A 25,753-nucleotide genomic window follows, 5' to 3' on the forward strand; every position below is an offset into this window, starting at 1 on the left:
GCCTTAGCTGCCAACCCATGCTGGTTTGGCCTTGTCCGAGTGGCGGAATGGCAGACGCGCTAGCTTGAGGTGCTAGTGCCCTACTAATGGGCGTGGGGGTTCAAGTCCCCCCTCGGACACGCGACTGAGGCGAGCGAAATGGACGCTTGCGTTCATTTCCGAGCCGATGGAGTGTGTTGAGCCGCGCAGCGGCGCGCACACGCGACTGAGCCGAGTGAAATGGATGCTCGCATTCATTCCTGAGGCGATGGAGTGTGTTGAGCGGCGAAGCCGCGAGCACACGTCCGGCGACCCGACTGAGCCGAGCGAAATGGATGCTCGCATTCATTCCTGAGGCGATGGAGTGTGTTGAGCCGCGAAGCGGCGATCACGCCCGTACCTGGTCACGCCGCCTGGGTGGCGCGGTCTCATCTCGCGCATCCTCCCCTTTGCGACCGCACGTAGCCTGGAAGCAGGCCCAGTAGCCGGGAGTGTGAACGCATGAACCGATCGAGTGGCTTTGTCCGGCGGACATCGCCGAAGACGTTCGTCGACCGACGCGAGGCCGGACGCGCGCTGGGACTGCAGCTGGCGGCCTATCGCGGCCGCGGTGACGTGCTGGTATTCGGTCTGGCGCGTGGCGGCGTGCCGGTGGCCTGGGAGATCGCCGCGGCCCTCGGTGCTCCGCTCGACGTCTTTCTGGTCCGCAAGCTCGGGGTGCCGCAGTGGTCGGAGCTGGCGATGGGCGCCTTGGCCAGCGGTGGCGGCGTGGTGATGAACGACGATGTGGTGGCCAGCCTGCACATCACCGACGAGCAGGTCCGCGAGGTGATCGACAGCGAGGCGGCCGAGCTGCTGCGGCGCGAACACGCCTACCGGGGCGGTCGCCCGATGGCCGACCTGCGCGACAGGATCGTCGTCCTGGTTGACGACGGAATCGCAACGGGCGCAAGCATGCTCGCCGCCGTGCGCGCCATCCGGGCCGCCGGGCCGAAATCGATCGTGATCGCCGTGCCGGTGGGTCCGGAGTCGACCTGCCGCGACCTCGCGCGGGAAGCCGATGACGTGGTGTGCCTGACGATGCCGCCCGGATTCGAAGCGGTCGGACAGGTCTACGACGACTTCCACCAGATCAGCGACGACGAGGTGCGCGAGCTGCTGGGCACGGCTACCGACTGAGCGCCGAGCCGTCGAGGCAAAGAATTACTTGGCGGGCTCGTCGCCGTGGCCCTCGGCCGGGACCCTGGACTCCTCGGTCGGCGCGGTCTCCCCCGTCGCCGTTTCGCCCTCGCCCGGGACCTCCTCGGGGTAGTCGACGTAGCCCTCCTCGTCGACCTGCGCCTCGTCGGGGTGCTGGGCTTCGTCGCCGCCCAGGTCGCGCCGCTGGCGTTCCCGCAGCGCGTCGAGGATCAACAACACCACGCCCACCACGCTGGCGGCGATGCAGACCCAGGCCACCAGCTCGTTGCTGGTGACGACCGCGAACACCAACGCGACGAGCCCGATCAGGGCCAATACCAGCGCAATGATGAGCATCAGTCATCCTCCAAGCGACGAGCGGGACCGCGGTTTCATGACCTAGTGTGCCAACCCCGAAGCTCGGCGAGCGACCGGCACGCCCGAACGGCTAGTTGTTGCCCCGGTTGAACTGGTCGAAGCTGCCCGCGTCGGCGCTGGAGTCCACGGGTGCCGCGGATCCGCGCTGGCCGAGTTCTTCCAGCTGGGACTCCAGGTAGGTCTTGAGCCGGGTCCGGTACTCGCGTTCGAACGTGCGCAGCTGCTCGAGGCGGCCTTCCAGGACGGTGCGCTGCTGGTTGATGGTGCCCATGATCTCGGAATGCTTGCGCTCGGCGTCGGCCTGCAGGGCGTCGGCCTTCTCCTGGGCCTGCCGCAACTGGGTCTCCGAACGGGTCTGCGCGTCGGCGAGCATCGCGTCGGCGCGCTGCCGGGCCTCGGTGACGGTGGTCTCGGCGGTGCTGCGCGCCTCGCTGAGAATCTGGTCGGCATTGGCGCGGGCGTCGGCCAGCATCTTCTCCGACTCGGCCTTGGCGGTCGTGGTCAGGCGGTCGGCGGTGTCCTGCGCCAGCGTCAGCACCCGAGCGGCCTTCATGGCCTGTTCCTCGTTGTTGGCCGCGGCGGTCGGGGCTGCGGCCGGCGCCGGCTTGACCGGTTCCGGTTCGGGGACCGGCTCACGCACAGGAATGGCCTGGGTGGGGGCGGCGGCCGCGGCCGGAGTGGCCGAGCCACCGCCGGAGGCCAGCTCGTGGTCCAGCTCCTCGATTCGTTGGCGCAGATCGCTGTTCTCTTCGATGAGCCGCGTCAGCTCGGCTTCCACCAGATCGAGGAAGGCATCCACCTCGTCTTCGTTGTAGCCCCGCTTGCCGATCGGTGGCTTACTGAACGCCACATTGTGGACGTCGGCTGGTGTAAGCGGCATTGTTTCGTCCCCTCAAGTTCCTTCTCGAACGTTCTGAAAAGTGTAGAACGCAGTGGTAGCCGTAGTGCAACTGCCGTCCATCCTGTCACACCAGGCGCGACCGTTGCTGATTAGCCCAATAAATAAGGACCAATTTCAAACATTGAGGGCAATAAAATCCGAAACCTTAGAAATTTTAAATCGGGGGAACCAAACCGACGCTAAAACGTGTCCGAACCGTCTCCGGGGCGGAATGCGTTAGCTCCGACGGTCCGCCCGGCGGGCCTCCGGGCGCCCTATGCGGCGGCGCCGAAGGCCAGTTGCATGCCGATGAACGCGACGAGCAACAGCACCATGATCGACAGGTCGAAGCGGACCGCTCCGATGGTGAGTTGCGGGATGAGCCGGCGCAGCAATTTCACCGGCGGATCGGTGATCGACAGGATGATCTCGAGCACCACGACGGTGATGCCGGTGGGATGCCAATCCCGGCTGAACGAGCGGATGAACTCGACGACGACCCGAGCGATGAGCAGCAGCCAGAAGATGAACAGCGCAAACCCGAGGATCTGAAAGAACAACACCAACTGAAGTGCCCCGACCTTACCCATGAGATGACAAGCGATGCTCAGCGATGGCCAAGCGCCGCGGACCAGCGCGGCGCCTGCCAGCCTACCGACTCCGAGTAAGAGCCCCTATCTCACGTCACCCTTGCGGTGGCTCGGGTGACCGAGCCGCCGCTGCGGATCGGGGCGGCGGATGCGCCTATTGGTAAGCGTAGAAACCGGTTTCGGCGATCCGGCGGCGCTCCTCCGGGGACACGTCGACGTCGGCGGGCGACAGCAGGAACACCTTGGTGGCGACTTTGTCGAACGAGCCGCGCAAGGCGAAGGCCAAGCCGGCCGCGAAGTCGACGAGCCGCTTGGCGTCGGCGTTGTCCATCGACACCAGGTCCATGATCACCGGGGTGCCGTCGCGGAAACGCTCGCCGATGGTGCGGGCCTCGCTGTAGTCCTTGGGCCGCAGCGTGGTGATCTTCGACAGCGGGTGGCCCTCTTCGAACATCATCGCCATCCGGCGCGGGTCCATCGCCAGCGCGCCGCGGGTGGAGTTGCGCAACCACGACCCGAAGCGCGGGCCGCCGCCGCGCTCGGCGCGGTCGAACTCGCGGGGGTGGACGGCGCCGTAGCGCGGCTCGTCCCCGTAGCCGCCGCGGTAGCCGGCGGGCGGCGGGTAGTCGGCGGGTTCGCGGCGCGGATCGTCGTAGTCGTCTTGCTCGTAGCGACCGTATCCGTCGTCAAATCGCGGGCGCGGGAAACCACGGGACGGCGCGTGGTCGTCGTAATACTCGTCCTCGTAGTCGTCCATTGGGGCCATACCGAAATAGGCCTTGACTTTGTGCAGTGTGCTCATTGCGTTGACCCTTCTAGCCCCTGGGAGTACTGGTGTTAGTGATAAAGCTGTTACTGCAGTGACTACTTACGGTGACGGTAACCGCCGCGGGCCCATTAGCGCGGTACCGACACGCACACACGTCGAACCGTGTTTGACGGCGATTTCGAAGTCGTTCGACATGCCGGCGGACAGCCCGACGGCGTTGCGGTGGGATTCGAGAACCCGTCGATGCTCGGATCGGAGCCGGTCAAAGGCCTCTTCGGGGTCCGAGTCCAGCGGCGGAATCCCCATCAGCCCCACCAGGTCCAGGTTCTTGGACTCCTCGACCTGGTCGCACACCTGATCGACGGCTCCCGGCCGGGATATGTCGACGCCACCGCGAGACTCGTCGCCGTCGAGGCTGACTTGGACATAGATCCGCATCGGGAAGGTGCGACGGCCGTCGGAAAGCGCCGCGGCCACCCCCTTGTCCAGCGCGGTCACCAGATGAGCGCTGTCGACGGAGTGAGCGGTGTGCGCCCAGCGCGCCACCGACCGTGCCTTGTTCCGCTGGATGTGACCGACCATGTGCCAGCTTGGATTTCCCACGCCCGCCCGCGCGGACGCCGCCAGCAGCCGGGTGACTTCGGCCACTTTCGCCGTCGCCTCCTGGTCCCGCGATTCGCCGACGGCGCGACAACCCAATCGGGACAAAGTCACAACGTCGGTTGCTGGAAAGTATTTGGTAATCGGCAGAACTTCGATTTCGCCGACGTTGCGGCCCGCCGCTTCCGCTGCGGCGGCCAGGCGCGAGCGCACCGACGCCAACGCGTGGGTCAATTCCGATTCGCGGTCGCTTCGACTGTTCGGGGCCGCCATCGCAATCACTCCATCCAGACCAGTGAGGCCAGCCGCCCGGTCGGCGCGTCCCGGCGGTGACTGAACAAGGCCGGGTCGTCCACCGTGCAGCGCGGATCGATGTCGATGGCCGTCACGCCTAAATTCCTTAGCTGCCAAGCGATTCCGGCACGCAGATCCAGCCCGGGCGTGCCCGCCCCGGTGGTGGTCCGGCTGCCCGGCAACGCCGCCTCGACCTCGTCGGCCATCGCCGCGGGCACTTCGTAATTGCGGCCGCTGACCGCCGGACCCAGGAGCGCCGAAATGTCTTCGGGCCGCGCGCCGAGCTCCACCATCGTCTCCAGCGTGCGGGCCACCACCCCGCGCTGTGCGCCGACCCGACCGGCGTGCACCGCCGCGGCCACACCGGCACGCGCGTCGGCCAGCAACACCGGAACGCAATCGGCGGTCACCACCGCCAGCGCGAGACGCGCGGTGCGGGTCACCAACGCGTCCGTGTCGTCGACCGCGGTGTCGCGCGCCCCGTCGACCACCTCGACCCGATCGCCGTGGACCTGGTTCATCCACACCACCCGAGCGCCGCGCAGCCCGATGGCCGCGGCCAGCCGGGCGCGGTTGTCGGCCACCGCCGCGGGGTCGTCCCCGACGTGGTCGCCGAGGTTGAAGCTGTCGAAGGGCGGCTTCGAGACACCACCGGCGCGGGTGGTGGTCACCCGTCGAATGCGAACGCTCACGTGACCAGTATCGGAGATGCCCTGTCTAACAGGCGGCCCCGACCGTCGCGGCCGGGGATCCAGGGTCACCGGCATATCTCAGCGACGCATGAAGGGCGGCACGTCGACGTCGTCGTCATCGCCGCCGATATTCAAGGTCGAGCCGTTGGTGTGAACCGGCACGCTGACCGCGTCGACCGGTTCGAACAACGTCGAGGTGAGCTTGCCCGCCTTTGCCGACTCGATCCGGTGCGCACCGCCCTTTTCCTCCTTGTCGGCGCTGCCGCCGATGACGGGTTTGCGGCCGGCGCCGGCGGCATCGAAGCCCGCGGCGATGACGGTGACGCGCACCTCGTCGCCCAGCGAGTCGTCGATCACGGTGCCGAAGATGATGTTGGCGTCCTGGTGGGCGGCGTCCTGCACCAGCGAGGCCGCCTCGTTGATCTCGAACAGGCCCAGGTCGCTGCCGCCGGCAATCGACATCAGCACGCCGTGCGCGCCCTCCATCGAGGCTTCCAGCAGCGGCGAGTTGATGGCGATCTCGGCGGCCTTGAGCGAGCGGCCCTCGCCGCGGGCGGAGCCGATACCCATCAGGGCCGTGCCCGCGCCGGACATGATGCCCTTGACGTCGGCGAAGTCCACGTTGATCAGGCCCGGGGTGGTGATCAGGTCGGTGATGCCCTGCACACCGTTGAGCAGCACCTCGTCGGCGCTGCGGAAGGCGTCCATCAGCGAGACCGCGGCGTCGCCCATCTGCAGCAGCCGGTCGTTGGGGATCACGATCAGCGTGTCGCAGCTCTCGCGCAGCGCCGAGATGCCGCTCTCGGCCTGGTTGCCGCGCCGCTTGCCCTCGAACGAGAACGGGCGGGTGACCACGCCGACGGTCAGCGCGCCCAGCTTGCGCGCGATGCTGGCGACGACGGGCGCGCCGCCGGTGCCGGTTCCGCCGCCCTCGCCGGCGGTGACGAACACCATGTCCGCGCCGCGCAGCAGCTCCTCGATCTCGTCCTTGGCGTCCTCGGCGGCCTTGCGGCCGACCTCCGGGTCCGCCCCGGCGCCCAGGCCACGCGTGGATTCGCGCCCGACGTCGAGTTTGACGTCGGCATCACTCATCAACAGCGCCTGCGCGTCGGTGTTGATGGCGATGAACTCCACGCCTTTGAGGCCTTGTTCGATCATCCGGTTGACGGCGTTGACGCCGCCGCCACCGATACCCACGACCTTGATCACGGCCAGGTAGTTGTGCGGGGGGGTCATCATTCGTCTTCCTCCCTGATGGGCTTGGCTCAGCTCTCCCGGCGGTGGGCTCCTCCGGACGTCGCGGCCCCTCCCTGGCAAACCCTCAACCTCAACCATAGAGTTAGAGTTATGTCAAGTAGTGGCGCGCAACCAGAACGGTATGGGTAGGGCGCGCCCTAACCCCGCAGGCGCGCCGACACGCGCCCCGCAAATTTTGGGCAATTTTGGTGCGTCGCGGCGGCGTGAGCGCTGCTCGACGGCGGATCGGGGCGGACGACGTGACGAAGATCGCTACTTGACCGTCGGCAGGTCCGGGCTGGACACGTCGTAGGTCTTGCCGGGCTGCGTCAACAGCGCGGCCAGCTTCTCGGCCTTCTCGTCGGTGCGGTCGGTAGTGCCCCAGATCACCACCCGGCCGTCGCCGAGTGTCAGGGTGATCGAGGCGACCGAGGGCGCCGCGATCCGGCCGACCTGGCCTCCGACCTCGGGCCGCAGCGCGGTCAGCACCTGCAGGGCGGCCTTGGTGGCCGGGTCGTTCGGACCCGGGTCGGCGACGTCGAGGTACGGCAGGGCCGGGGGCGGCGGGCCGGTCGCGAAGTCCACGCCGTCGCGGTCGAACAGATGCGGGCCGTCGGGAAAGTCCTTGACCGCCACCGGAACTCGCTCCACGATGGTGATCCGCAGCGCCGACGGGTACTGGCGCTGCACCCGCGCGCTGGCCACCCGCCGGATCGCCGCCACCCGGTCGGCCACCTGGCTGGTGTTGATCTGCAGCAGCGGCGTTCCGGGCCGCACGTGCGCCGCCTCCAGGACCTCTTCCCGGGTGACCACCCCGGTGCCGACGACCACGATGTTGCGGGCCGACATCGCCGGCGTGAAGTAGAGGATCAAGGCCAGCCCGATGCCGACGACCACCAGCAGGATGGTCGCCAGCAGCATCTTCAGGCCCCGAACGACCCCGCGCGCAACGGGTTTGGGCTCGGTGACCAGCCGCCCGCTGGCCCGGCGCTTGGCCTCGCGGCGCGCCTCTTCGATGGCGGTGGCGCGGGCCTGCGCGGCGCGGCGTTCGGCGCGTTCCCGGCGGGCACGCCGGCGTGGTCCCTCGACCTCGGCCTGATCGGGCTGGGGGCCGGCGTCACCCCGCTCCGCGCCTGTACCGGTGACGAGCGGTTCGGTGACCGCGATGTCGTCGGCGCCGGACGGCTGACCGGCGGCCCGTGCCCCGGCCACGTCGGTCGGGACCGGGTCGTCCGGCTCCGTCATCGCAACGCCCCGGGGGCGCCGCGGTTGGCCCGCACCCGCAACGCCGTCACGATCTCGGGCCCGAGCAGGGTCACGTCGCCGGCTCCCATGGTCACGATGACGTCGCCGGGCGCGGCGACCGCGGCCACCTGCTCGGCGGCCGCGGAGAAGTGCGGCAGGTAGCGCACCGGCACGCTGACATGCTCGGCGACACTGGCGCCGCTGACACCGGCCAGCGGTTGTTCGCGCGCGCCGTAGACGTCGAGAACGAACACCTGGTCCGCCGCGTCCAGCGCCCGCCCGAACTCTTCGGCGAAAGCCTTTGTCCGCGAATACAAATGGGGTTGGAACACCGCGATACTGCGGCCGTCACCGCTTTGCTCGAGCAGGGTGCGGACCGCCGCCAGCGTGGCGACGATCTCGGTGGGGTGGTGGGCGTAGTCGTCGAACACCCGCACCGAGGCCGCGCTGCCCACCAGTTCGAACCGGCGGCGCACGCCCTCGAAGCCGGCTAGGCCGTCCAGCACGGCGTCGGCCGGGGCGCCGATCTCGAGCGCCGCCAGCAGCGCACCCATCGCGTTGAGCGCCATGTGGCGGCCGGGCACCGACAACCGCATCACCCGCGGGTGCTGCTCCGGGTCGAGTTCGGGGGCCAGCCGGATCTGCGCGACGGCCTCGGTGCCCTGCTGCTGCCACGAGAGCAACGTCGCGGCCAGCTCCTCGCCCGGGCGCGATGACCCGTCCTGCGACACCGATCCGTACCGCAGCACCCGGATGCCCAGCTCGGCCGTACGTCTGGCCAGCGCCTGTGCCCCCGGATCATCGACGCACACCACCAGCGCGCCGCCGGGGGCCAGTCGCTCCACGAAGGCGTCGAACACGGCGACATAGGCGTCGGCGCTGCCGTAGAAGTCCAGGTGGTCGGTCTCGATGTTGGTGACCACGGCGACGTTGGGCGTGTACTCGAGCAGCGAGCCGTCGCTTTCGTCGGCCTCGGCGACGAAGCAGTCGCCGCTGCCGTGGTGGGCGTTGGTGCCGGCCTCCCCCATCTCGCCGCCGACCGCGAAGGACGGGTCGCGTCCGCAGTGCTGCAGCGCCACGATGAGCATCGACGTCGTCGTCGTCTTGCCGTGCGTGCCGGTGACCATCAGCGTGGTGCGCCCGTCCATCAGCTTGGCCAGCACGGCCGGCCGCAGGATCACCGGGATGCCGCGCCGGCGGGCCTCGACCAGCTCCGGGTTGGTCTTCGGGATGGCGGCGTGGGTGGTGATGACGGCGGTGACGCCGCCGGGCAACAGGTCCAGCGCGGCGGCGTCATGCCCGATGTTGATCTGCGCGCCGCGGGCGCGCAGCGCGTGGATGCCGCGTGACTCCTTGGCGTCCGAACCGGATACCAGCCCGCCGCGGTCGAGCAGGATGCGCGCGATGCCCGACATGCCGGCTCCCCCGATGCCGACCATGTGCACGCGCTGCAGCTCGGGCGGCAGCTGCGGGGTGTTCACCGGGTTCTCCCGGCCCACCGGCCACTCTGGCGGCCGAGCTGCGCCTTCCTGGCGATGTCCAGCGCCGCCTGGGCCACCCGCCGGGCCGCGTCGGGGTGTCCGACCAGCGCGGCGGCGGTGGTCATGGCCGCCAGCCGCGGCGGGTCGCCCATGAGCCCCGCCACCTCGCGGGCCACCAGCTCGGGCGTCAGGTCGGCGTCCGCGACGATCATGCCGCCACCGGCGTTGACCACCGGCAGCGCGTTGAGCCGCTGCTCGCCGTTGCCGATCGGCAGGGGCACGTAGATGGCCGGCAGGCCGACCGCCGACACCTCGGCGACCGTCATCGCACCGGATCGGCAGATCACCAGGTCGGCGGCCGAATAGGCCAGGTCCATCCGGTCCAGGTAGGGCACCGCCACGTAGGGCGGGTCACCGGGGTCGGGTTCGCGCAACTCCAGCGTGTTCTTGGGGCCGTGCGCATGGAGGACCGCCACGCCGGCGGCGGCGAACTCGGCGGCCGCGCCCGAAACGGCCCGGTTCAGCGAGGCCGCGCCCTGCGAGCCGCCGAACACCAGCAGCACCCGGGCGTCGTCGGCGAAGCCGAAGTGCCTGCGCGCCTGCGCACGCAGCGCCGCGCGGTCCAGCGAGGTGATGGCCATGCGCACCGGCACCCCGACCACCTCGGCGCGCGGCAGGCCGCAATCGGCCACCGCGGACAGCACCCGCTCGGCGCTGCGGGCGCCGACCCGGTTGGCCAGCCCGGCGCTGGCATTGGCCTCGTGGATCACCACCGGGATCCGCGGCTTGCGCGGCGAGACACCGCGGGCGGCGAGATAGGCCGGCAGGGCCACGTATCCCCCGAAGCCGATGATCACGTCGGCGTCGACCGCCCTGAGCACGGCGCGGGTCTCGCGAACGGCCCGCCACACCCGCGAGGGCAGCCGCGCCAAGTCGCCGCTGGGCTTGCGCGGCAGCGGCACCGGCGTGATCAGCTCGAGGTCATAGCCGCGCTCGGGCACCAGCCTGGTTTCCAGCCCGCGCGCGGTGCCCAGCGCGGTGATGCGGACCTGCGGATCGAGCGCGCTGAGCGCGTCCGCGACGGCCATCGCCGGCTCGACGTGACCGGCGGTTCCCCCACCGGCCAGCACGACCGACAGGGGCTTTTCGGGCGTAAAAGAGGGCAACGCGGCACCGGCGGGCAAGGGGTTTGCCCCCCGCCCGCCGGTCGGCTTGTTGACCGTGTCGTTCACCCGTAACGCTGACCTTCCAGTGCGCGTGCGCGTCGTGGCTGACGCTGGCCTGCCGCCTGGCTGACGCGGCGCTGGCCAGATCCATGATGCCTGGCCCGCGATCGGGCGGTACCTCCAGTCTGGCGAGCCGGCCGGCCGGCCGTTCTCGGCAGCGCCGGCCGCTGCGGACCCTCTACCTTCGGGGAGGCCTTGCGGGCGGGCTTGCGGCCGGGCGCCCCGGCGGCCTTGCGTGGGGCTTCGCCCGATTGCGAGGCGGCCTTCGGGCGGGCCCGCTTGCGGTCGCGGAACGCCTCCAGGCGCGTCGGCGAGTAGGGCTCGGGCAGCGGCAGCCGCAGGATCCGGTTCACCTTGTCGTCGCGGCCGGCCCGCAGAGCGGCCACCGCTTCCGGCTCGTGACGGGCAGCGTTGGCCATGATGCCGATCATGAAAAGTGTTGCCGCGGTGGACGTTCCACCGGCGGAAATGAGTGGCAGCTGAATGCCGGTCACCGGCAGGATGCCGATGACGTAGCCGATGTTGATGAACGCCTGCCCCAGCACCCACATCGTCGTGGTGGCCGTCAGCAGCCGCAGGAACGGATCGGCCGAGCGGCGCGCGATCCGCATCCCGGTGTAGGCGAACAGCCCGAACAGCACCAGCAGCGCGAAGGCGCCGATGAAGCCGAGCTCCTCGCCGATGATCGCGAAGATGAAGTCGTTGTGAGCGTTGGGCAGGTAGTTCCACTTGGCCACGCCCTGGCCCAGGCCGTCGCCGAAGATGCCGCCGTGCGCGAGCGCGAACTTCGCCTGCCGGGCCTGGTAGCCGGTGTCCTGCGGGTCGTTCTCCGGGTTGATCCAGGACCGTACCCGGTCCGACCGGTAGCCGGCCGACATGGCCAGGATCGCGCCGGCCACGAACACGGCCAGCAACGAGGTGACGAACACGCGCAGCGGCAGGCCGGCGTACCACAACAGGGCCAGCAGGATGATGCCCAGCGACACCGTCTGCCCGAGGTCGGGCTGCGCCACGATCAGCGCGAGCGCGATCACCGCCGCCGGCACCAGGGGGATCAGCAATTCCCGCAGGGTCGCCCGCTCCAGGCGGCGGGCGGCCAGCATGTGGGCGCCCCAGATGGCGAAGGCGATCTTGGCCAGCTCGGAGGGCTGCATCGAGAAACCCGCGACCACGAACCATTTACGAGATCCGTTGGCCAGGTTGCCGATACCGGGAACGAGCACCAGCACCAGCAGGATGACGGTGACGACGTAACCGGTGAATGCGACCCGCCGGATGAACCGCACCGACATCCGCAGGGAGGCGTAGCAGGCGATGAGCCCGACCACGGTCCACAACACCTGCTTGCCGAAGATCACCCAGGCCGACCCGTCGGCGTCGTAGGACCGCACGCCCGACGCCGAGAGCACCATGATCAGCCCGAGCGTCGTCAGTAGCCCCGCCACGGCGATGATCAGGTGAAACGACGTCATGGGCCGGCCCAGCCAGGCGCCGAACCTGCCGTGCGCACCGCCGTCTTTGGCGGGCTTGTCCTTCGTCTGCGGCGCGTCGGCCTTCTTGTCGGCCTTCCTGTCGGCCTTCTTGTCGGTCTCGGCTGCCGGGGCGTCGGCGGCATCGGCGTCGGCATCGTCGGCCGCATGGGCCTCGGCCGCGGCCGTCTCGGTGGTGTCTTTACCCCGGCGCAGCCGCCGGGTCAGTGCGTTATCCACGCCCGCCCTACCGGAGCGCCGCATGCACGGCGGCGGCGAAGGCGTCGCCACGGTCGGCGTAACCCGCGAATTGGTCGAACGATGCGCCCGCCGGAGCCAGCAGGACGGTGTCACCGGGCTTGGCTACGGTACGAGCCGCGGCGACCGCCGCGTTCATGACCGCCGTGCCCACGTTGTCCCCGGGATGTTGCTTGTCGCCGAATTGTTTCACTTCTGTCACATCTGCCCCAAAAACCACAGCAGTCGCATCCATATCAGCATCCTCGCCTGTCACAACGTGCAGGACGGGGACATCCGGCGCGTGTCGCGATAACGCCTCTGCAACCAATTGCCGATCTCGGCCGATGAGCACCGCCGCGACCAGCCGCGACGCCATCCTGGAGACCTCGGCGTCGACCGACGCGCCCTTGAGCAGGCCGCCGGCGATCCACACGACCCGGGGGTAGGCGAGCACGGACGCCTCGGCGGCGTGCGGGTTGGTGGCCTTGGAGTCGTCGACGTAGGTGATTCCGTCGGCGACGGCCACGACCTCGGCCCGGTGCCGGCCCACCCGAAACGTGGCGATCGCGGCCGCGATCGCCTCGGCCGGCACGTCGACGCTGCGCGCCAGCGCCGCGGCGGCCAGCGCGTCGAGCACCCCGACCGGCCCCGGCACCGGGATGGAGTCGACCGGCAGCAGCGCCAGGTCGTCGGCGAACGCGCGGTCCACCAACTGGCCGTCGCGCACGCCCAGCTCCCCCGCGGCCGGTTCACCCAGCCGGAAGCCGACGCGCACCGGCGCCGCGGCGGTGTCCAGCAGCGCCGCCGCCCGGCGGTCGTCCAGGCCCACCACCGCCACCCGGCCATCGAGCACCCGCGCCTTCGTCGCGGCGTAGGCGGCCATGCTGCCGTGCCAGTCGAGGTGGTCCTCGGCGATGTTGAGCACCGCGCCGGCCTCGGGCTTCAGCGAAGGCGCCCAATGCAATTGGAAGCTGGACAGCTCGACGGCCAGCACCTCGGCGGGTTGCTCCAGGACGTCGAGCACCGGGTCGCCGATGTTGCCGCACAGCAGGCTGCGCCGCCCGCCGGCGGTCAGCATGGCGTGCAGCATCGACGTCGTGGTCGTTTTGCCGTTGGTCCCGGTGACCACCAGCCAGCGCCGCGGCGGCCCGTACCGGCCCGCGGCGTCGAGCCGCCAGGCCAGCTCCACGTCGCCCCAGATCGGCACCCCGGCGGCCGCGGCGGCCACCAGCAGCGGCGTCGTCGGCGAGAAGCCGGGACTGGTGACCACCAGCGCGAAGCGGGAGATCTGCTCGGTGGCCGTCGCGGTGGACGCGGTCGCCACGCCGGCGTCGGCGTAGCCGCGCAGCGTGGCCGGGTCGTCGTCGCACACCGTGGGCACCGCGCCGAACCGGGTCAGCACCGCCAGCGCGGCCCTGCCCGTGACCCGGCCGCCGGCGACCAGCACCGGCGCGCCCGGCGCCAGGGGGTCTTGCACTGGATCAGAGCCGCTCATCAGGCACCGATCGCGCCCAGCCACTCACCGTAGAACAGGGCCACGCCCAGGCCGCAGGCGATCGCGGTGAGCAGCCAGAAGCGGATGATGACCGTGGTTTCGGCCCAGCCGGCCAGTTCGAAATGGTGATGAAAGGGTGCCATCCGGAACACCCGGCGCCCGGTGGTCCGAAAGGTCAGGATCTGCAACACGACCGAGCTGACCTCGGCGACGAACAGCGAACCCAGCACGACGGCGAGGATCTCGGTGCGGCTGGTCACCGAGATACCCGCGATGATGCCGCCCAACGCCAGCGATCCGGTGTCGCCCATGAAGATCTTGGCGGGCGCGGCGTTCCACCACAGAAAGCCGATGCAGGCGCCCGCGGTGGCGGCCGCGACCAGCGCCAGGTCCAGCGGATCGCGCACGTTGTAGCAACCCAGCCCCGGCGCAGTGACGCAGGCGTTGCGGTACTGCCAGAAGGTGATCAGCACGTAGGCGGCGGTGACCATCGCCATGCAACCGGCGGCCAGCCCGTCCAGGCCGTCGGTGAAGTTCACCGCGTTGGACCACGCGCTGACGACGATCACGCAGAACAACACAAACAGCCCCGGCGCCAGGGTGACGGTGGCGATCTCGCGCACGTAGGACAGGTCGGCGCTGGCCGGGGTCAGGCCGTTGTTATTGCGGAACCGCAGCGCCAGCACGCCGAACAGCACCGCGGCGGCGACCTGCCCGATCGTCTTGGCAGTCTTGTTCAGGCCGAGGTTGCGCGACCGGCGGATCTTGATCAGGTCGTCGAGGAATCCGACGACGCCGAGCACGGTGGCCAGCCCGAGCACCAGCAGGCCCGACACGGTGATGCCTTCACCGTCGAAGGCCAGCCCGGCCAGGTGGGTGCCCAAATAGCCCGCCCAGATGCCGGCCAGGATCGCCACGCCGCCCATCGACGGCGTGCCCCGTTTGGCGTGGTGGGTGGGCGGGCCGTCCTCGCGGGTGTGGTGGCCGAAACCCTGCCGGGTGAACAACCGGATCAGGGCCGGGGTCAACAGGATCGACACGGTCAGCGCGACGGCCACCGCGATCAGGATCTGCCTCATGCGCGCGTCCCGCGGTCGTCCGAGCCTTCTGCTGGTGACGACCCGCTTCGCCCGGCTTCGCCGCCCTCGCGATCGTCACGGCTCGATGGTGACGACCCGCTTCGCCCGGCTTCGCCGCCCTCGCGATCGTCACGGGCCAGCACGTCCGCCAGCGCGCCCAGCCCGGCCGAGTTCGACGCCTTCACCAGCACCACGTCGCCGGGTTGCAGCTCGGCTCGCAGCAACTCCAGGGCGGCGTCGCTGTCGGCGACGTTGACGGCCCCCTTATCGGCGGCGCCCCACGAACCCTCCATGACCGCTCCGTGGTGCATGGCGCTCATCGACCTCCCACTTCCCACGACAACGAGTCGAGACACATCTAAGCGCACGGCCAGCCGGCCGACGCGATCGTGCTCGAGGATGGCGTCCTCGCCGAGCTCGGCCATCTCGCCGAGCACCGCCCAGCTCCTGCGCTTTTCGGCGGGGCCGCCCTCGCCCCCGCCGTGGGCGATCCACGCCAGCGCCTGCAACCCGGCCCGCATGGAATCGGGGTTGGCGTTGTAGGCATCGTCGATCACGGTAACGCCGTCTTCGCGGGTGGTGACGTGCATCCGGTGCCGCGACACCGGGCCCGCCCCGGCCAGGGCGGCCGCCACCTGTTCGAGGTCGGCGCCGCATTCCAGGGCGACCGCGGCGGCGCTCAGCGCGTTGCCGACCTGGTGATCGCCGTAGACGCCGAGCTGCACCGCCACCTGCGCCACCCCGGCGGCGTCGCGCCGGTGCAGCGTGAACCGCGGCCTGGCCAGCTCGTCGAGCGACACCGGCCCGGCCCACAGGTCGCTGGGGCCCGCGTTGGTGTGCTCGGCGCGGCTGACCCGGACCACCCGGGCCGCGGTCACGTCGGCCATGGCCGCCACGGCCGGATCGTCGGCGTTCAAGATCACCACGCCGGAAGCTGGAACAGATTGTGGCAGTTCGGATTTCGTTTGGGCAATGGCCTCGCGCGAGCCGAACTCGCCGAGGTGAGCGGTGCCGACGTTGAGCACCACGCCGATGGAGGGCGTGGCGATGTCGGCCAGCGCGGCGATGTTGCCGGGGTGGCGGGCCGACATCTCCAGAACCAAATAGTCGGTGTCGGCCGTCGCGCGCAGCACCGTCCAGGGGTGGCCCAGCTCGTTGTTGAAGGACCCGGGCGGGGCCACCACCTGACCCAGCGGCGCCAGCACGGCGGCCACCAGGTCCTTGGTCGAGGTCTTTCCCGACGACCCGGTGATGCCGACGATCGTCAGCCCGCCCGCCACCAGTTCGGCGGCCACCGCCATGGCCAGCCTGGCCAGCGCGGCCAGCACCGCGGCACCCGAGCCGTCCGGGTCGTGCTCGAGGACCCCGGCCCGCGATCCCGAAACCCCCGCGGGTGCGACGACGATGGCGGGGACCCCGACCGGCCGCGCTGCCAGCACCGCGACCGCGCCGGCCGCCACCGCCGAGGCCGCATGGTCGTGCCCGTCCGAGCGTGCGCCGGGCAGCGCCAGGAACAGCCCGCCCGGCCCGACGGCACGCGAGTCGAACTCCACCGTCCCGGTGACGTGGCGGTGCGCGGCGTCCTCGGGCGAGATGTCGGACAGGGTGCCCCCGACGATGTCGGCGATCTGGGCGACGGTCAGGTCGATCATGCGCGATCCTCCAACGCCCGCGCCAACTCGACGCGGTCGTCGAAGGGGCGGACCACGTCACCGGCGCGCTGCCCGGTTTCGTGGCCCTTGCCGGCGATCAGCACCACGTCGCCGGGCCTGGCCCAGCCGACCGCGTGCCGGATCGCCTCGCGCCGGTCGGCGATCTCGACAACTTCTGTCGCGCAGCCACTTTCGGTCACCCCGGCCAGGATCTCCCGGCGAATCGCCGACGGGTCTTCGCCGCGCGGATTGTCGTCCGTGACGACCACCAGATCGGCCAGCTCGGCGGCCGTCGCGCCCATCGGCGCCCGCTTGCCCGGGTCGCGCTCGCCGCCGGCGCCGAACACCACCGCCACCCGGCGACCCGGACGCGCCAGCGTGCTCAGCACCGCGCGCAGAGCGCCTGGCTTGTGGGCGTAGTCGACCAGCGCCAAAAACTCCTGGCCGGCGTCGATCTGTTCCATGCGCCCCGGCACGCGGGTCTGCCGCAGCCCCGGCGCCGCCTGCTCCGGCGTCACCCCGACCGCATCCAGAAGGGCCAGCGCCACAAGGCAATTGGCGATGTTGTAGTGGCCGGGCAGCGGGACCCCGACCTGGTACCGCGCGCCGGCGGGGTCGATGACGGAGAACTGTTGTCCCCCGGCGCCCAACGGGGCGACGTCGACGGCGCGCCAATTCGCCGGCCGGCCCTCGGCGCTGACGGTGACGGCGTCGCCGGCTCGATCCGCCATGGCCCGCCCGGCCTCGTCGTCGACGCACACCACCGCGCGGCGCGCCCGCAGCGGCGAATTCGGCTCGAACAACAGGGCTTTGGTGTTGAAGTAGTCTTCCATGGTCGGGTGAAAGTCAAGGTGATCGCGGGACAGGTTGGTGAAACCGCCTACCGCAAAACCGGTTCCGTCCACCCGGCCCAGCGCCAGCGCGTGGCTGGAGACCTCCATGACCACGGTGTCGACACCCTGCTCGGCCATGGCCGCCAGCATCGCCTGCAGCGCGGGCGCCTCCGGGGTGGTCAACGCGCTGGGGATGTCGGCGCCGTCGATGCGAATGCCGATGGTGCCGATCAGCCCGCACCTGCGCCCGGCGGCCCGCAGGCCGGATTCGACCAGGTAGGTGGTGGTGGTCTTGCCGGAGGTGCCGGTGATGCCGATAACGGCCAGCCGCTGCGACGGGTTCCCGTACACCGTGGCGGCCAGGCCGCCGAGCACGCCGCGGGGGTCGGGGTGCACCAGCGTCGGCACGGGCGGGGCGCCGGCGGCGCTCATCTCCGCGACCCCGGCGGCATCGGTGAGCACGGCGATCGCGCCGCGTTCGATCGCCTCCGCGGCATAGCGGGCCCCGTGCGTGGTCAGGCCGGGCAACGCGGCGAACAGGTCACCGGGCAGCACGTCCTGGGCGCGCAGCGTCACGCCGGTGATCGCCACGTCGGGCACGACGGCGCCCTGACCTGCGACGTCGGCCGGGACCGCTCCCACCTGCTCGGCGAGCGCGGGCAACCGCACGCCGGCGACGGCGCTGGGGCGTAACCCAGTGGGCAGCACCACTTCTTCTCACACCTCCCTCCGACGCCGCGCGATCCTCATGATCGGCCATGACACCCTACCTAGCCGCGACCGGCCACGAGGCGATGCGCGCGCCGACGGAAGGTCCGGCTCGGCCCTGGCGAGGTCGCTAGGGCTAGGTGGCCTGCAGCGTCAGCGGCGGCCCGGGGTCGGGCGACAGCGGCACGTTCTCGCGCTGCATCAGCCAGCCGGCGATGTTGTGGAACAGCGGGGCCGCCGAGTGGCCCGGCGTCCCGTCGGCGTTGCGCTCGGGGTTGTCCATCATGATGCCGATGACGTACCGGGGATTGTCGACGGTCGCCATCCCCGCGAACGTGATCCAGTAGACGTTGTCGAAGTAGCAGCCGCAGGCCGGGTTGATCTGCTGGGCGGTACCCGTCTTGCCGGCCATCTGGTAGCCCGTCACCGCGCCGGCGGAACCGGTGCCCTGCTGGTAGCCCATCGGGTCCTTTTGCACGACGGCGCGCAGCATGTTGCGCACGGTCTGCGCCGTCTGCGGCGACACCACCCGCACGCCGTCCGGACGCGGCTCCTCGGTGCGGGTGCCGTCGGGGGCGATGGTGGCCTTGATGATTCGCGGCGGTATCCGCAATCCGTCGTTGGCGATCGCCTGGTACATGCCGGTCATCTGCAGCAGCGTCATCGAAAGACCTTGGCCGATAGGCAGGTTCGAGAAGGTGCTGCCCGACCACTGGTCGATCGGCGGCACCAGCCCGGCGCTCTCACCCGGCAGGCCCACGTTGGTGCGCTGGCCCAGACCGAATTTGCGGACCATGTCGTAGAAGCGCTCCGGGCCGACGCGCTGCGCGAGCATCAAAGTGCCGACGTTGGAGGACTTTCCGAACACACCGGTGGTGGTGTAGGGCATCACGCCGTGGTCCCACGCGTCGTGGATGGACACCCCGCCCATCTGGAGGGTGCCGGGGACCTGCAGCACCTCATCGGGATTGGACAGGCCGTACTCGATGACCGACGAGGCGGTGATCACCTTGTTCACCGAGCCGGGCTCGAACGGCGAGGACACGGCCAGATTGCCCAGCTGTTTGTCGCCTTGGCGCCCGATGTCCTGCGAGGGGTCGAACGTGTTGTCGTTGGCCATGGCCAGCACTTCGCCGGTCTTGGCGTCCAGCACGACGGCCGAAACATTGTGCGCGCCAGAGACATTCTTGGCCTGCTGGACCTGCTGCTGGACGTAGAACTGGATGTCGTCGTCGAGGGTCAGCTGGACCATCGAACCGTTGACCGCCCGGTGCCGGTTGCGGTAGCTGCCCGGGATGACCACGCCGTCGGATCCGCGGTCATAGGTGACCGCGCCGTCGGTGCCCGACAGCACCGAATCCATGGCCTCTTCCAGCCCCAGCAGGCCGTGCCCGTCCCAGTCGATGCCGCCGACGATGTTGGCCGCCAGCGATCCGCCCGGATACTGGCGCAGATCCTGGCGCTCGGAACCGACCTCGGGGTACTTGTCCGAGATCGCGCTGGCGACAGCGGGATCGACGGCGCGCGCCAGATAGACGAAGTTGTCGTCGGTCTGCAGCTTCTTCAACACGGTCGCCGAGTCCGGCTTGTTGCCCAGGCGGCTGGAAACCTCCTTGGCGATGTCGCGCAACCGCTGCTGCGGATCGGGAGCGGTCGAGTTCTTGGCTTTGGCCTCCTCGAGCTGCTTACGAATCCGTTTCGGCTGAAAGGTCAGCGCACGCGACTCGATGGTGAAGGCAAGCTGGTCTTTGCGACGGTCGATGATGCTGCCGCGCACCGCCTTTTCCACATCGGTGACCTTGAGCTGGCCGGCGGCCTGGGCCCGCAGCGACGGGGCGTTGGTCACCTGCAGGACGAACAGCTGGGCGGCGGCCACCAGCATCAGCACCAGGATGACCACGTTGCCCGCGCGGTGCCGGAAGACGAACGACCCGCCGCGGCTGGTCAATTGCACGATCTGACGGGTGCGGCGCTCCCGCGCCGAGTGCCCCGCCGCCACCGCCTCGGGCCGTTGCGCGGCCCCGGCACCCTTGGCCTGCTTGGCTTTCCGGAATCGCTTCGGCTCCCGAACGTCGCGGCCGGTGTCGGCCTGCTGCGGTTTCAGGCGGCGCTTGGGTTGCCGGACGCCCTTGCCCGCCAAGTCCTTACGGGGACCCCGCGTCGGGCGCGCCGACTGCGACCGGCGGGCCCGCGGGGATTCACCGCGGCTCACCTGGGGGCACCTGGCGCCGCGCCGGCCGCGGGCCCGGGCAGGCCGTTGACCGGGGCGGCGGGGACCGCCGGTTGAGCCGGCGCGGCCGGGCGGCCCAACTGCACCGGGATCGGAATCTCGGCGGGCAACGGTGCGGGCATCTGGCCGGGAGCCGGAATCGGCAACCCGCCCAGGGGAATCGACACCTCGGGGGGCGCCGGAGCGGTCGCCGGTCCGGCCGGCATGGGCAGTCCCGGCGTCGGCATCGCCGGCAGCATGCCGGGCAGTGCGCCGGTGACCGGGGCAGCGGGCATGCCGGGCAATGCACCCGTCGCCGGTCCGCCTGGCATGCCGGGCAGCGTACCCGTGGGGGGCACACCGGGCGCGGCAGGCGCGCCGGGCACCGGGGGCGCCGCCGGCGGCAGGTGCTGACCGCCCACCGTCGACGCGCCGTCGGGCGCGCGCAGCAGCGCTTCGGGCCCGGACCGGGCCGGGACGGGGCCGCCGGGGGCCGGTTCCATCCGAATCGAGACCTCCGGAGGAGCGGCCGGCGGCTTCGGGGGCTGGGGCGCCTCGTCGGGCAGCTTGGCGTTCAGCGGCGGCGGCGGAACGCCGTCGGCCGGCTTCGGCGTGCCGACCACCACCCAGTTCCCGGACGGATCCTGCACCAGGTGCGCGGTGTCCCGGCTCGGGATCATGCCTTGCTTGCGGGCCGCCTCCGCCAGCGCCGGGGCGGCCTCCGCCTCGCGCACGTCGCGCTCCAGCGCCTCCTTCTGTTGCTGCAGCAACCGGGTGCGCTCCCGGGCGTGACTCAACTTGTACGAGCGTTCCGCGGAGTCGGTGGACAGCCACAGCGTGAGCCCCAGCCCGATGCCCAGCGCACCGATGATAAGCACGACGAACGGGACCTTGCTGGCCAGGGTGCGCGGCCGCAGGTCGATCGAGGCCAGCCGGGCGGCCAACCGCTCGGTCAGGCGAGGCCGAACAACCTTGGGGGCCTTGGCCTTGCGCGCCTTGGCCCGCGCCTTGGCCTGGCTAGTGCTTTTGGCCCGGGCCGGCCGCTCCACCGGCCGGGCGATGGGGCTGGTCTGCGGTGCTGACTTGGGCGCGCGGGCCTCACGGGCCGGCGCCGAGGTGCGGCCGCTTCGGGCGCGCCGCGCCGATCCGGACTCGGCCGCGCGGGTCCGCCGGGCAGCGCCGTCGCGCCCGCCCCGGCGATCGCTGCCGCCGCGCCGCTTCGACGTCTCGCGCTCTGCTCTCATGCGTCGCCTCTCCCGCTAGCCTGCTGTGACTGCATTCGTTGCAGCGCCCGCAATCGCACTGCGGCACTGCGTGGATTGCGTTCGATCTCGGTGGCGTCGGCCCGATCGGCGCCGTGCGTCAGGGACTGGAATCGCGGCTCGTGGCCGGGGAGTTCGACCGGCAGGTCCACCGGGGTGCGGGACGCGACCGCCTGGGCAAAGAGCCGCTTGACGATCCGGTCCTCCAGCGATTGGTAGGCCATCACCACGATGCGCCCGCCCACGTCGAGGGCGTCCAGGGCGGCCGGTAGCGCGTTGCGCAGCGTGTCCAGTTCGTCGTTGACCGCGACCCGCAGCGCCTGAAAGGTGCGCTTGGCCGGGTGTCCGCCGGTGCGCCGGGCCGCGGCCGGAATCGCTTCGTAGAGCAGGGCCACCAGGTCCGCGGTCGACCTGAACGGCTCGCGGGCCCGGCGGCGCACGATGTGCGCGGCGATGCGGCGCGCGAACCGCTCCTCGCCGTAGCGGTGCAAGATCCTCGCCAGCTCCGCCTCGTCATAGGTGTTGACGATGTCGGCCGCGGTCAGCGGCGACGAGGGGTCCATCCGCATGTCCAGCGGCGCGTCCTGGGCATAGGCGAAGCCGCGCTCGGTGCGATCGAGCTGCATGGACGACACCCCGAGGTCGAACAGCATCCCGTCCACGGATTCGATTGCCGCATAACCGGATTCATCCAGCGCCGTGGCGACGTCGTCGTAGCGGGTGTGCACCAGCGTGAGGCGGTCGGCGAAGCGCGCCAGCCGCGCCCGGGCGATGTCCAGCGCGCTGGGATCGCGATCGAGCCCGATCAGCCGCAGGCCCGGCAGGTCGGTGAGGAACCGCTCCGCATGCCCGCCCGCGCCGAGGGTGGCATCGACCAGCGTCGCCCCCGACCCGTCGGGGTGGTGGCGGGTCAGCGCGGGCGTGAGCAGTTCGACGCAGCGTTCCAGCAGGACGGGGACATGCCCGTAATCGTCGGGACTCGAATTGTCAGCCACCGCAACGCCTCCACGAATCTGCCGGCATCCGTCGGCCGCCCGCACCCCCGACAGGCGGGTCCTCGCGCCGCGTCGGGTCTGTGCCGCCCGGACGGGCCTTGGCAGGCGCTCGGGAAGAGGGGCGGCCCCTGCACCGAGGTCTCTGACCGAAGCCGCGAACCTGGCGTTGGGGAAGTACGCCAGGGTCGGTTCGGGCAGAGGCCACGGTGCACGGGCATGCGCCTCAGATGATGTCGCCGAGTGCTTCATCGCTGGCCGCGGAGAAGTTCTCTTCGTGGGTCTGCTGGTAGTCCTGCCATGCCTGCGCATCCCAGATCTCGAGGTTGTCGATCGCGCCGATCACCACGCAGTCCTTGGAAAGGTTGGCGTAGCGCCGGTGGTCGGCCGATAACGTGATCCGGCCCTGCGCATCGGGATGCTGTTCGTCGGTGCCGGCGGCGAGATTGCGGAGAAACGCCCGGGCGTCGGGGTTGCTCCGCGACGCCTTGCTCGCGCGGCGGGCCAGTTGCTCGAATTCCGCCCGCGGGTAGACGGCGAGGCTGTGGTCCTGGCTCTTGGTGACCATCAACCCCCCTGCCAGTGCGTCGCGGAACTTGGCGGGCAGCGTGAGCCGCCCCTTGTCGTCGAGTTTGGGCGTGTAGGTGCCGAGAAACACCAGCTCACCTCCCCTATGGGGTCACCCAAACACTGCAGCCACCATACCCCACAATCCCCCACTACGCCCCATTCTTAGGGTGTCGCCGCGGCGTTTTCAGGGTTATCCGTCGTCAGGACGCCGTCAAAGCCGCGCAAAGGGTGTGTCGCGCCCCGCCCGGGGTGGCTGTCGCGCTCTGGATCGCGGCCCGATTACCAGGCGAAATACCGTCGGTGGGGCGTTGTGGGGGACTTTAGTGGGGCGTGGTGGGGCATCGATACCGAGACGCGCTGCGGTTAGGCCTCGATCGAGCAGCAAAACGGCATCGACGGTTGCGCGGAGGCCGGATGCCCGGCCGATGGCGCCCGGCCCCGGAAAAAACGAATCGGGGCAGCCGATGGCTACCCCGAGTGTGTGTGGATGCGGTTAGTCGTCGAAACGACGGCGGAACCGGTCCTCCATGCGGCTGGTGAACGAGCCCCCGCTCTTATTGCGGCGTTGACGCAGCGACGTGGCCGCCGGGCCGGAATGGTCGGGCCTGCCAGACAACCGGGGGCCGGTGATCGCGAAGATCACTCCGCCGAACATGACGATGAACCCGAAGACGCTGAGGATCGGGAAGTTTCCGATCATCGTCGCCTTGAACGCCACCCCGGAGACCAGCATCGCGAGACCGATGACGAACAGCGCCACGCCCTGCAACCGCCGGCGGGCGGTCGGTGCGCGAAAACCTCCACCGCGAACACTCGACGCGAATTTGGGGTCCTCGGCGTAGAGAGCGCTCTCGATCTGATCGAGCATCCGCTGCTCATGATCGGAGAGTGGCATTCGTCCCTCCTTGCCGACTGTTAGGCACGTGACTATCGGTAGCACGCGGATGCCCGTTGCGGGGGCAACTAATTGAAATGATACGAGGTCAATCTGCCCCATACCACTGGTTCGGCGCCGATTCTATCCCGGCCGCCCGCGGACGCCCCCGCAGACCGGAACTGCCGTGCGCTACAACCGGCTTCCCGAACCGCGGCCGTTCGTCGGTCCGGTGTCACGACCACTCGTCGGGCCGTCGCACGCGGGTCCGATAATGGGCGATAGCGGCCCGGCCCGCCGCGACCACATGCCGCCGACGCACCGCAGCGCCCCGCGCGCCGATGAGGAACCGATGAGGAGGAGACCGCGAGTTGGCGATATTTCTCATCGATCTGCTGCCCCACGACATGGAGCGTCGCCTCGGTGACGCCCTGGCGGTGTACGTCGATGCGATGCGCTACCCACGCGGCACCGAGAACCAGCGCGCCGCGATGTGGCTGGAACACATCCGGCGGCGGGGCTGGCAGGGGGCCGGCGTCGTCGAAACCGAGGAGGCCGAAGACGCAGGCGGGCAACCGCCCTCGGCCGAGGCCCTGGCCAGTGCCCCGTTGCTCGGGGTGGCCTACGGCTATCCCGGCGCGCCCGGGCAATGGTGGCAACAGCAGGTGGTGCTGGGCATGCAGCGCGGCGGCTCACCGCCGCAGGAGATCTCGCGGCTGATGAACAGCTACTTCGAGCTGACCGAGCTGCACATCCACCCCCGCGCCCAGGGCCGCGGGCTGGGCGAGGCGCTGGCCCGACGGCTGCTCGCCGGTCGCGCCGAACAGAATGTGCTGCTTTCCACGCCGGAAACCAATGGTGAGCCCAACCGCGCCTGGCGGTTGTATCGGCGCCTGGGCTTCACCGACGTCATTCGCGGCTACCACTTCGCCGGCGACCCGCGGGCTTTTGCGATCCTGGGCCGCAAGCTACCGCTATAGCCGGAGCCGGCCCGCGACCCGGCCCAGGTCGGAAGACGCCACCTCATTCGGGTGGCACATCGGATCTGGCACGATGACCTGGTGCGAGCCAGCTCTCCCCCGCCCCGCAGCCGAGGATCCCGAGCGTCTCGAACTCGACGGCGCCGCCTGACCGCCCTCGCGCTGCTGCTGCTGGTGGTGCCGTTGGCCACCGGGTGCCTGCGGGTCCGGGCCTCGCTCACCATCTCCCCCGACGACCTGGTGTCCGGCGAGATCGTCGCCGCCGCGAAACCCAAGACCCCCAAGGACACCGGCCCCCAACTGGACAGCAACAACCTGCCGTTCAGCCAGAAGGTGGCGGTGTCGAACTACGACAGCGACGGCTACGTCGGCTCGCAGGCGGTGTTCTCCGACCTGACGTTCGCGGAGTTGCCGCAGCTGGCCAACATGAACTCCGACGCCTCCGGGGTGAACCTGACGCTGCGCCGCAACGGCAACCTGGTGATCCTGGAGGGTCGGGCGGATCTGACCTCGCTGACCGATCCCGAGGCCGACGTCGAACTGACGGTCGCGTTCCCCGGGGTGGTGACCTCAACCAACGGTGACCGGGTCGAGCCCGACGTGGTGTCGTGGAAGCTCAAGCCCGGGGTGGTGACCACCATGACCGCCCAGGCCCGCTACACCGACCCCAACACCCGTTCCTTCACCGGTGCGGTGGTGTGGCTGTGCATCGCGTCGTTCGCGGCCGCCGGGGTGGTGGGACTGCTGGCCTGGGTCAGCCGGGACCGGTCACCGCGGTTGACGGCGCCGCGCGACCAGCCGCCGCCCAGCTAGCTACCCCTGCCGGCCCGGTGACCAGTAG

Annotated in this window: 22 protein-coding genes, 1 tRNA gene and 1 pseudogene; 4 read left to right on the forward strand and 20 right to left on the reverse strand. The window is 70.4% G+C overall.

Going from position 1 to position 25,753, the window contains the following annotated elements:
• Positions 1-33: 33 nt before the first annotated feature.
• Positions 34-119, forward strand: a tRNA-Leu gene (locus A5622_RS00470).
• A gap of 361 nt (positions 120-480) precedes the next feature.
• Positions 481-1,158, forward strand: a pseudogene (locus tag A5622_RS00475) (phosphoribosyltransferase); the annotation flags it as partial.
• Between the two features lie 24 nt (positions 1,159-1,182).
• On the opposite strand, the gene A5622_RS00480 reads toward A5622_RS00475, so the two are convergent.
• From A5622_RS00480 to A5622_RS00575, 20 genes are all read right to left on the reverse strand, one after another.
• The gene (locus tag A5622_RS00480; RefSeq protein ID WP_066875974.1) at positions 1,183-1,515 is read right to left on the reverse strand and encodes a phage holin family protein; all 333 of its coding nucleotides are present in this window, start codon (positions 1,513-1,515) and stop codon (positions 1,183-1,185) included.
• 91 nt (positions 1,516-1,606) lie between these two features.
• Positions 1,607-2,416 carry a DivIVA domain-containing protein gene (locus tag A5622_RS00485; RefSeq protein ID WP_066873501.1) on the reverse strand — a complete coding sequence of 270 codons (810 nt, stop codon included), beginning with the start codon at positions 2,414-2,416 and terminating at the stop codon, positions 1,607-1,609.
• 275 nt (positions 2,417-2,691) lie between these two features.
• Complete coding sequence (locus A5622_RS00490; RefSeq protein ID WP_007770770.1) at positions 2,692-2,982, reverse strand: YggT family protein; 291 nt, start codon at positions 2,980-2,982, stop codon at positions 2,692-2,694.
• 178 nt (positions 2,983-3,160) lie between these two features.
• Positions 3,161-3,808, reverse strand: a complete 648-nt coding sequence (locus tag A5622_RS00495) for a cell division protein SepF (RefSeq protein ID WP_066873504.1) — start codon at positions 3,806-3,808, stop codon at positions 3,161-3,163.
• Between the two features lie 66 nt (positions 3,809-3,874).
• Positions 3,875-4,648 carry a YggS family pyridoxal phosphate-dependent enzyme gene (locus A5622_RS00500; RefSeq protein WP_066876006.1) on the reverse strand — a complete coding sequence of 258 codons (774 nt, stop codon included), beginning with the start codon at positions 4,646-4,648 and terminating at the stop codon, positions 3,875-3,877.
• Positions 4,649-4,653: 5 nt separating this feature from the next.
• Complete coding sequence (pgeF, locus tag A5622_RS00505) at positions 4,654-5,361, reverse strand: peptidoglycan editing factor PgeF (protein WP_066875975.1); 708 nt, start codon at positions 5,359-5,361, stop codon at positions 4,654-4,656.
• Positions 5,362-5,439: 78 nt separating this feature from the next.
• Positions 5,440-6,597 (reverse strand): cell division protein FtsZ, encoded by a 1,158-nt coding sequence (gene ftsZ / locus A5622_RS00510; RefSeq protein WP_007770764.1) that lies wholly within the window; start codon positions 6,595-6,597, stop codon positions 5,440-5,442.
• Positions 6,598-6,870: 273 nt separating this feature from the next.
• A complete protein-coding gene (locus A5622_RS00515) occupies positions 6,871-7,842 on the reverse strand; it encodes a cell division protein FtsQ/DivIB (RefSeq protein WP_066875976.1) in 972 nt (323 codons plus the stop codon).
• A complete protein-coding gene (murC, locus tag A5622_RS00520; protein WP_066876010.1) occupies positions 7,839-9,323 on the reverse strand; it encodes a UDP-N-acetylmuramate--L-alanine ligase in 1,485 nt (494 codons plus the stop codon). Before murC ends, A5622_RS00515 begins: the two co-directional genes overlap by 4 nt.
• Positions 9,320-10,555 carry an undecaprenyldiphospho-muramoylpentapeptide beta-N-acetylglucosaminyltransferase gene (murG, locus tag A5622_RS00525; RefSeq protein WP_066875977.1) on the reverse strand — a complete coding sequence of 412 codons (1,236 nt, stop codon included), beginning with the start codon at positions 10,553-10,555 and terminating at the stop codon, positions 9,320-9,322. The genes murC and murG overlap by 4 nt, the downstream gene beginning before the upstream one ends.
• Positions 10,552-12,258 carry a putative lipid II flippase FtsW gene (ftsW, locus tag A5622_RS00530; RefSeq protein ID WP_066876008.1) on the reverse strand — a complete coding sequence of 569 codons (1,707 nt, stop codon included), beginning with the start codon at positions 12,256-12,258 and terminating at the stop codon, positions 10,552-10,554. Before ftsW ends, murG begins: the two co-directional genes overlap by 4 nt.
• A 7-nt stretch (positions 12,259-12,265) precedes the next feature.
• The gene (gene murD, locus A5622_RS00535) at positions 12,266-13,735 is read right to left on the reverse strand and encodes a UDP-N-acetylmuramoyl-L-alanine--D-glutamate ligase (RefSeq protein ID WP_156752786.1); all 1,470 of its coding nucleotides are present in this window, start codon (positions 13,733-13,735) and stop codon (positions 12,266-12,268) included.
• A gap of 17 nt (positions 13,736-13,752) precedes the next feature.
• The gene (gene mraY / locus A5622_RS00540; protein WP_066875979.1) at positions 13,753-14,832 is read right to left on the reverse strand and encodes a phospho-N-acetylmuramoyl-pentapeptide-transferase; all 1,080 of its coding nucleotides are present in this window, start codon (positions 14,830-14,832) and stop codon (positions 13,753-13,755) included.
• Positions 14,829-16,484: a UDP-N-acetylmuramoyl-tripeptide--D-alanyl-D-alanine ligase gene (murF, locus tag A5622_RS00545; protein WP_232002782.1), complete on the reverse strand. Its 1,656-nt coding sequence runs from the start codon at positions 16,482-16,484 to the stop codon at positions 14,829-14,831. The genes mraY and murF overlap by 4 nt, the downstream gene beginning before the upstream one ends.
• Positions 16,481-18,028, reverse strand: coding sequence for a UDP-N-acetylmuramoyl-L-alanyl-D-glutamate--2,6-diaminopimelate ligase (locus A5622_RS00550; protein ID WP_066875987.1), 1,548 nt, complete (start codon positions 18,026-18,028; stop codon positions 16,481-16,483). Before A5622_RS00550 ends, murF begins: the two co-directional genes overlap by 4 nt.
• Before the next feature lie 133 nt (positions 18,029-18,161).
• Positions 18,162-20,129 carry a peptidoglycan D,D-transpeptidase FtsI family protein gene (locus A5622_RS00555; RefSeq protein WP_369806904.1) on the reverse strand — a complete coding sequence of 656 codons (1,968 nt, stop codon included), beginning with the start codon at positions 20,127-20,129 and terminating at the stop codon, positions 18,162-18,164.
• A gap of 104 nt (positions 20,130-20,233) precedes the next feature.
• A complete protein-coding gene (locus A5622_RS00560; protein ID WP_066875991.1) occupies positions 20,234-21,478 on the reverse strand; it encodes a hypothetical protein in 1,245 nt (414 codons plus the stop codon).
• Entirely contained in the window at positions 21,475-22,740 is a 1,266-nt protein-coding gene (gene rsmH, locus A5622_RS00565) for a 16S rRNA (cytosine(1402)-N(4))-methyltransferase RsmH (RefSeq protein ID WP_156752781.1), read from the reverse strand. Before rsmH ends, A5622_RS00560 begins: the two co-directional genes overlap by 4 nt.
• Positions 22,715-23,146 (reverse strand): division/cell wall cluster transcriptional repressor MraZ, encoded by a 432-nt coding sequence (gene mraZ, locus A5622_RS00570; protein ID WP_066873398.1) that lies wholly within the window; start codon positions 23,144-23,146, stop codon positions 22,715-22,717. The genes rsmH and mraZ overlap by 26 nt, the downstream gene beginning before the upstream one ends.
• Positions 23,147-23,551: 405 nt before the next feature.
• Positions 23,552-23,953, reverse strand: a complete 402-nt coding sequence (locus tag A5622_RS00575) for a DUF3040 domain-containing protein (protein WP_066873395.1) — start codon at positions 23,951-23,953, stop codon at positions 23,552-23,554.
• A gap of 350 nt (positions 23,954-24,303) precedes the next feature.
• On the opposite strand from A5622_RS00575, the gene A5622_RS00580 reads away from it, so the two are divergent.
• Both A5622_RS00580 and A5622_RS00585 read left to right on the forward strand, forming a co-directional pair.
• Positions 24,304-24,912 carry an N-acetyltransferase gene (locus A5622_RS00580; RefSeq protein ID WP_066875993.1) on the forward strand — a complete coding sequence of 203 codons (609 nt, stop codon included), beginning with the start codon at positions 24,304-24,306 and terminating at the stop codon, positions 24,910-24,912.
• A gap of 81 nt (positions 24,913-24,993) precedes the next feature.
• Positions 24,994-25,725, forward strand: a complete 732-nt coding sequence (locus A5622_RS00585) for a DUF3153 domain-containing protein (protein ID WP_082972542.1) — start codon at positions 24,994-24,996, stop codon at positions 25,723-25,725.
• The last annotated feature ends 28 nt before the right edge of the window (positions 25,726-25,753 follow it).

Source organism: Mycobacterium sp. 1245801.1, assembly GCF_001673055.1.
Classification (GTDB): domain Bacteria; phylum Actinomycetota; class Actinomycetes; order Mycobacteriales; family Mycobacteriaceae; genus Mycobacterium; species Mycobacterium europaeum_A.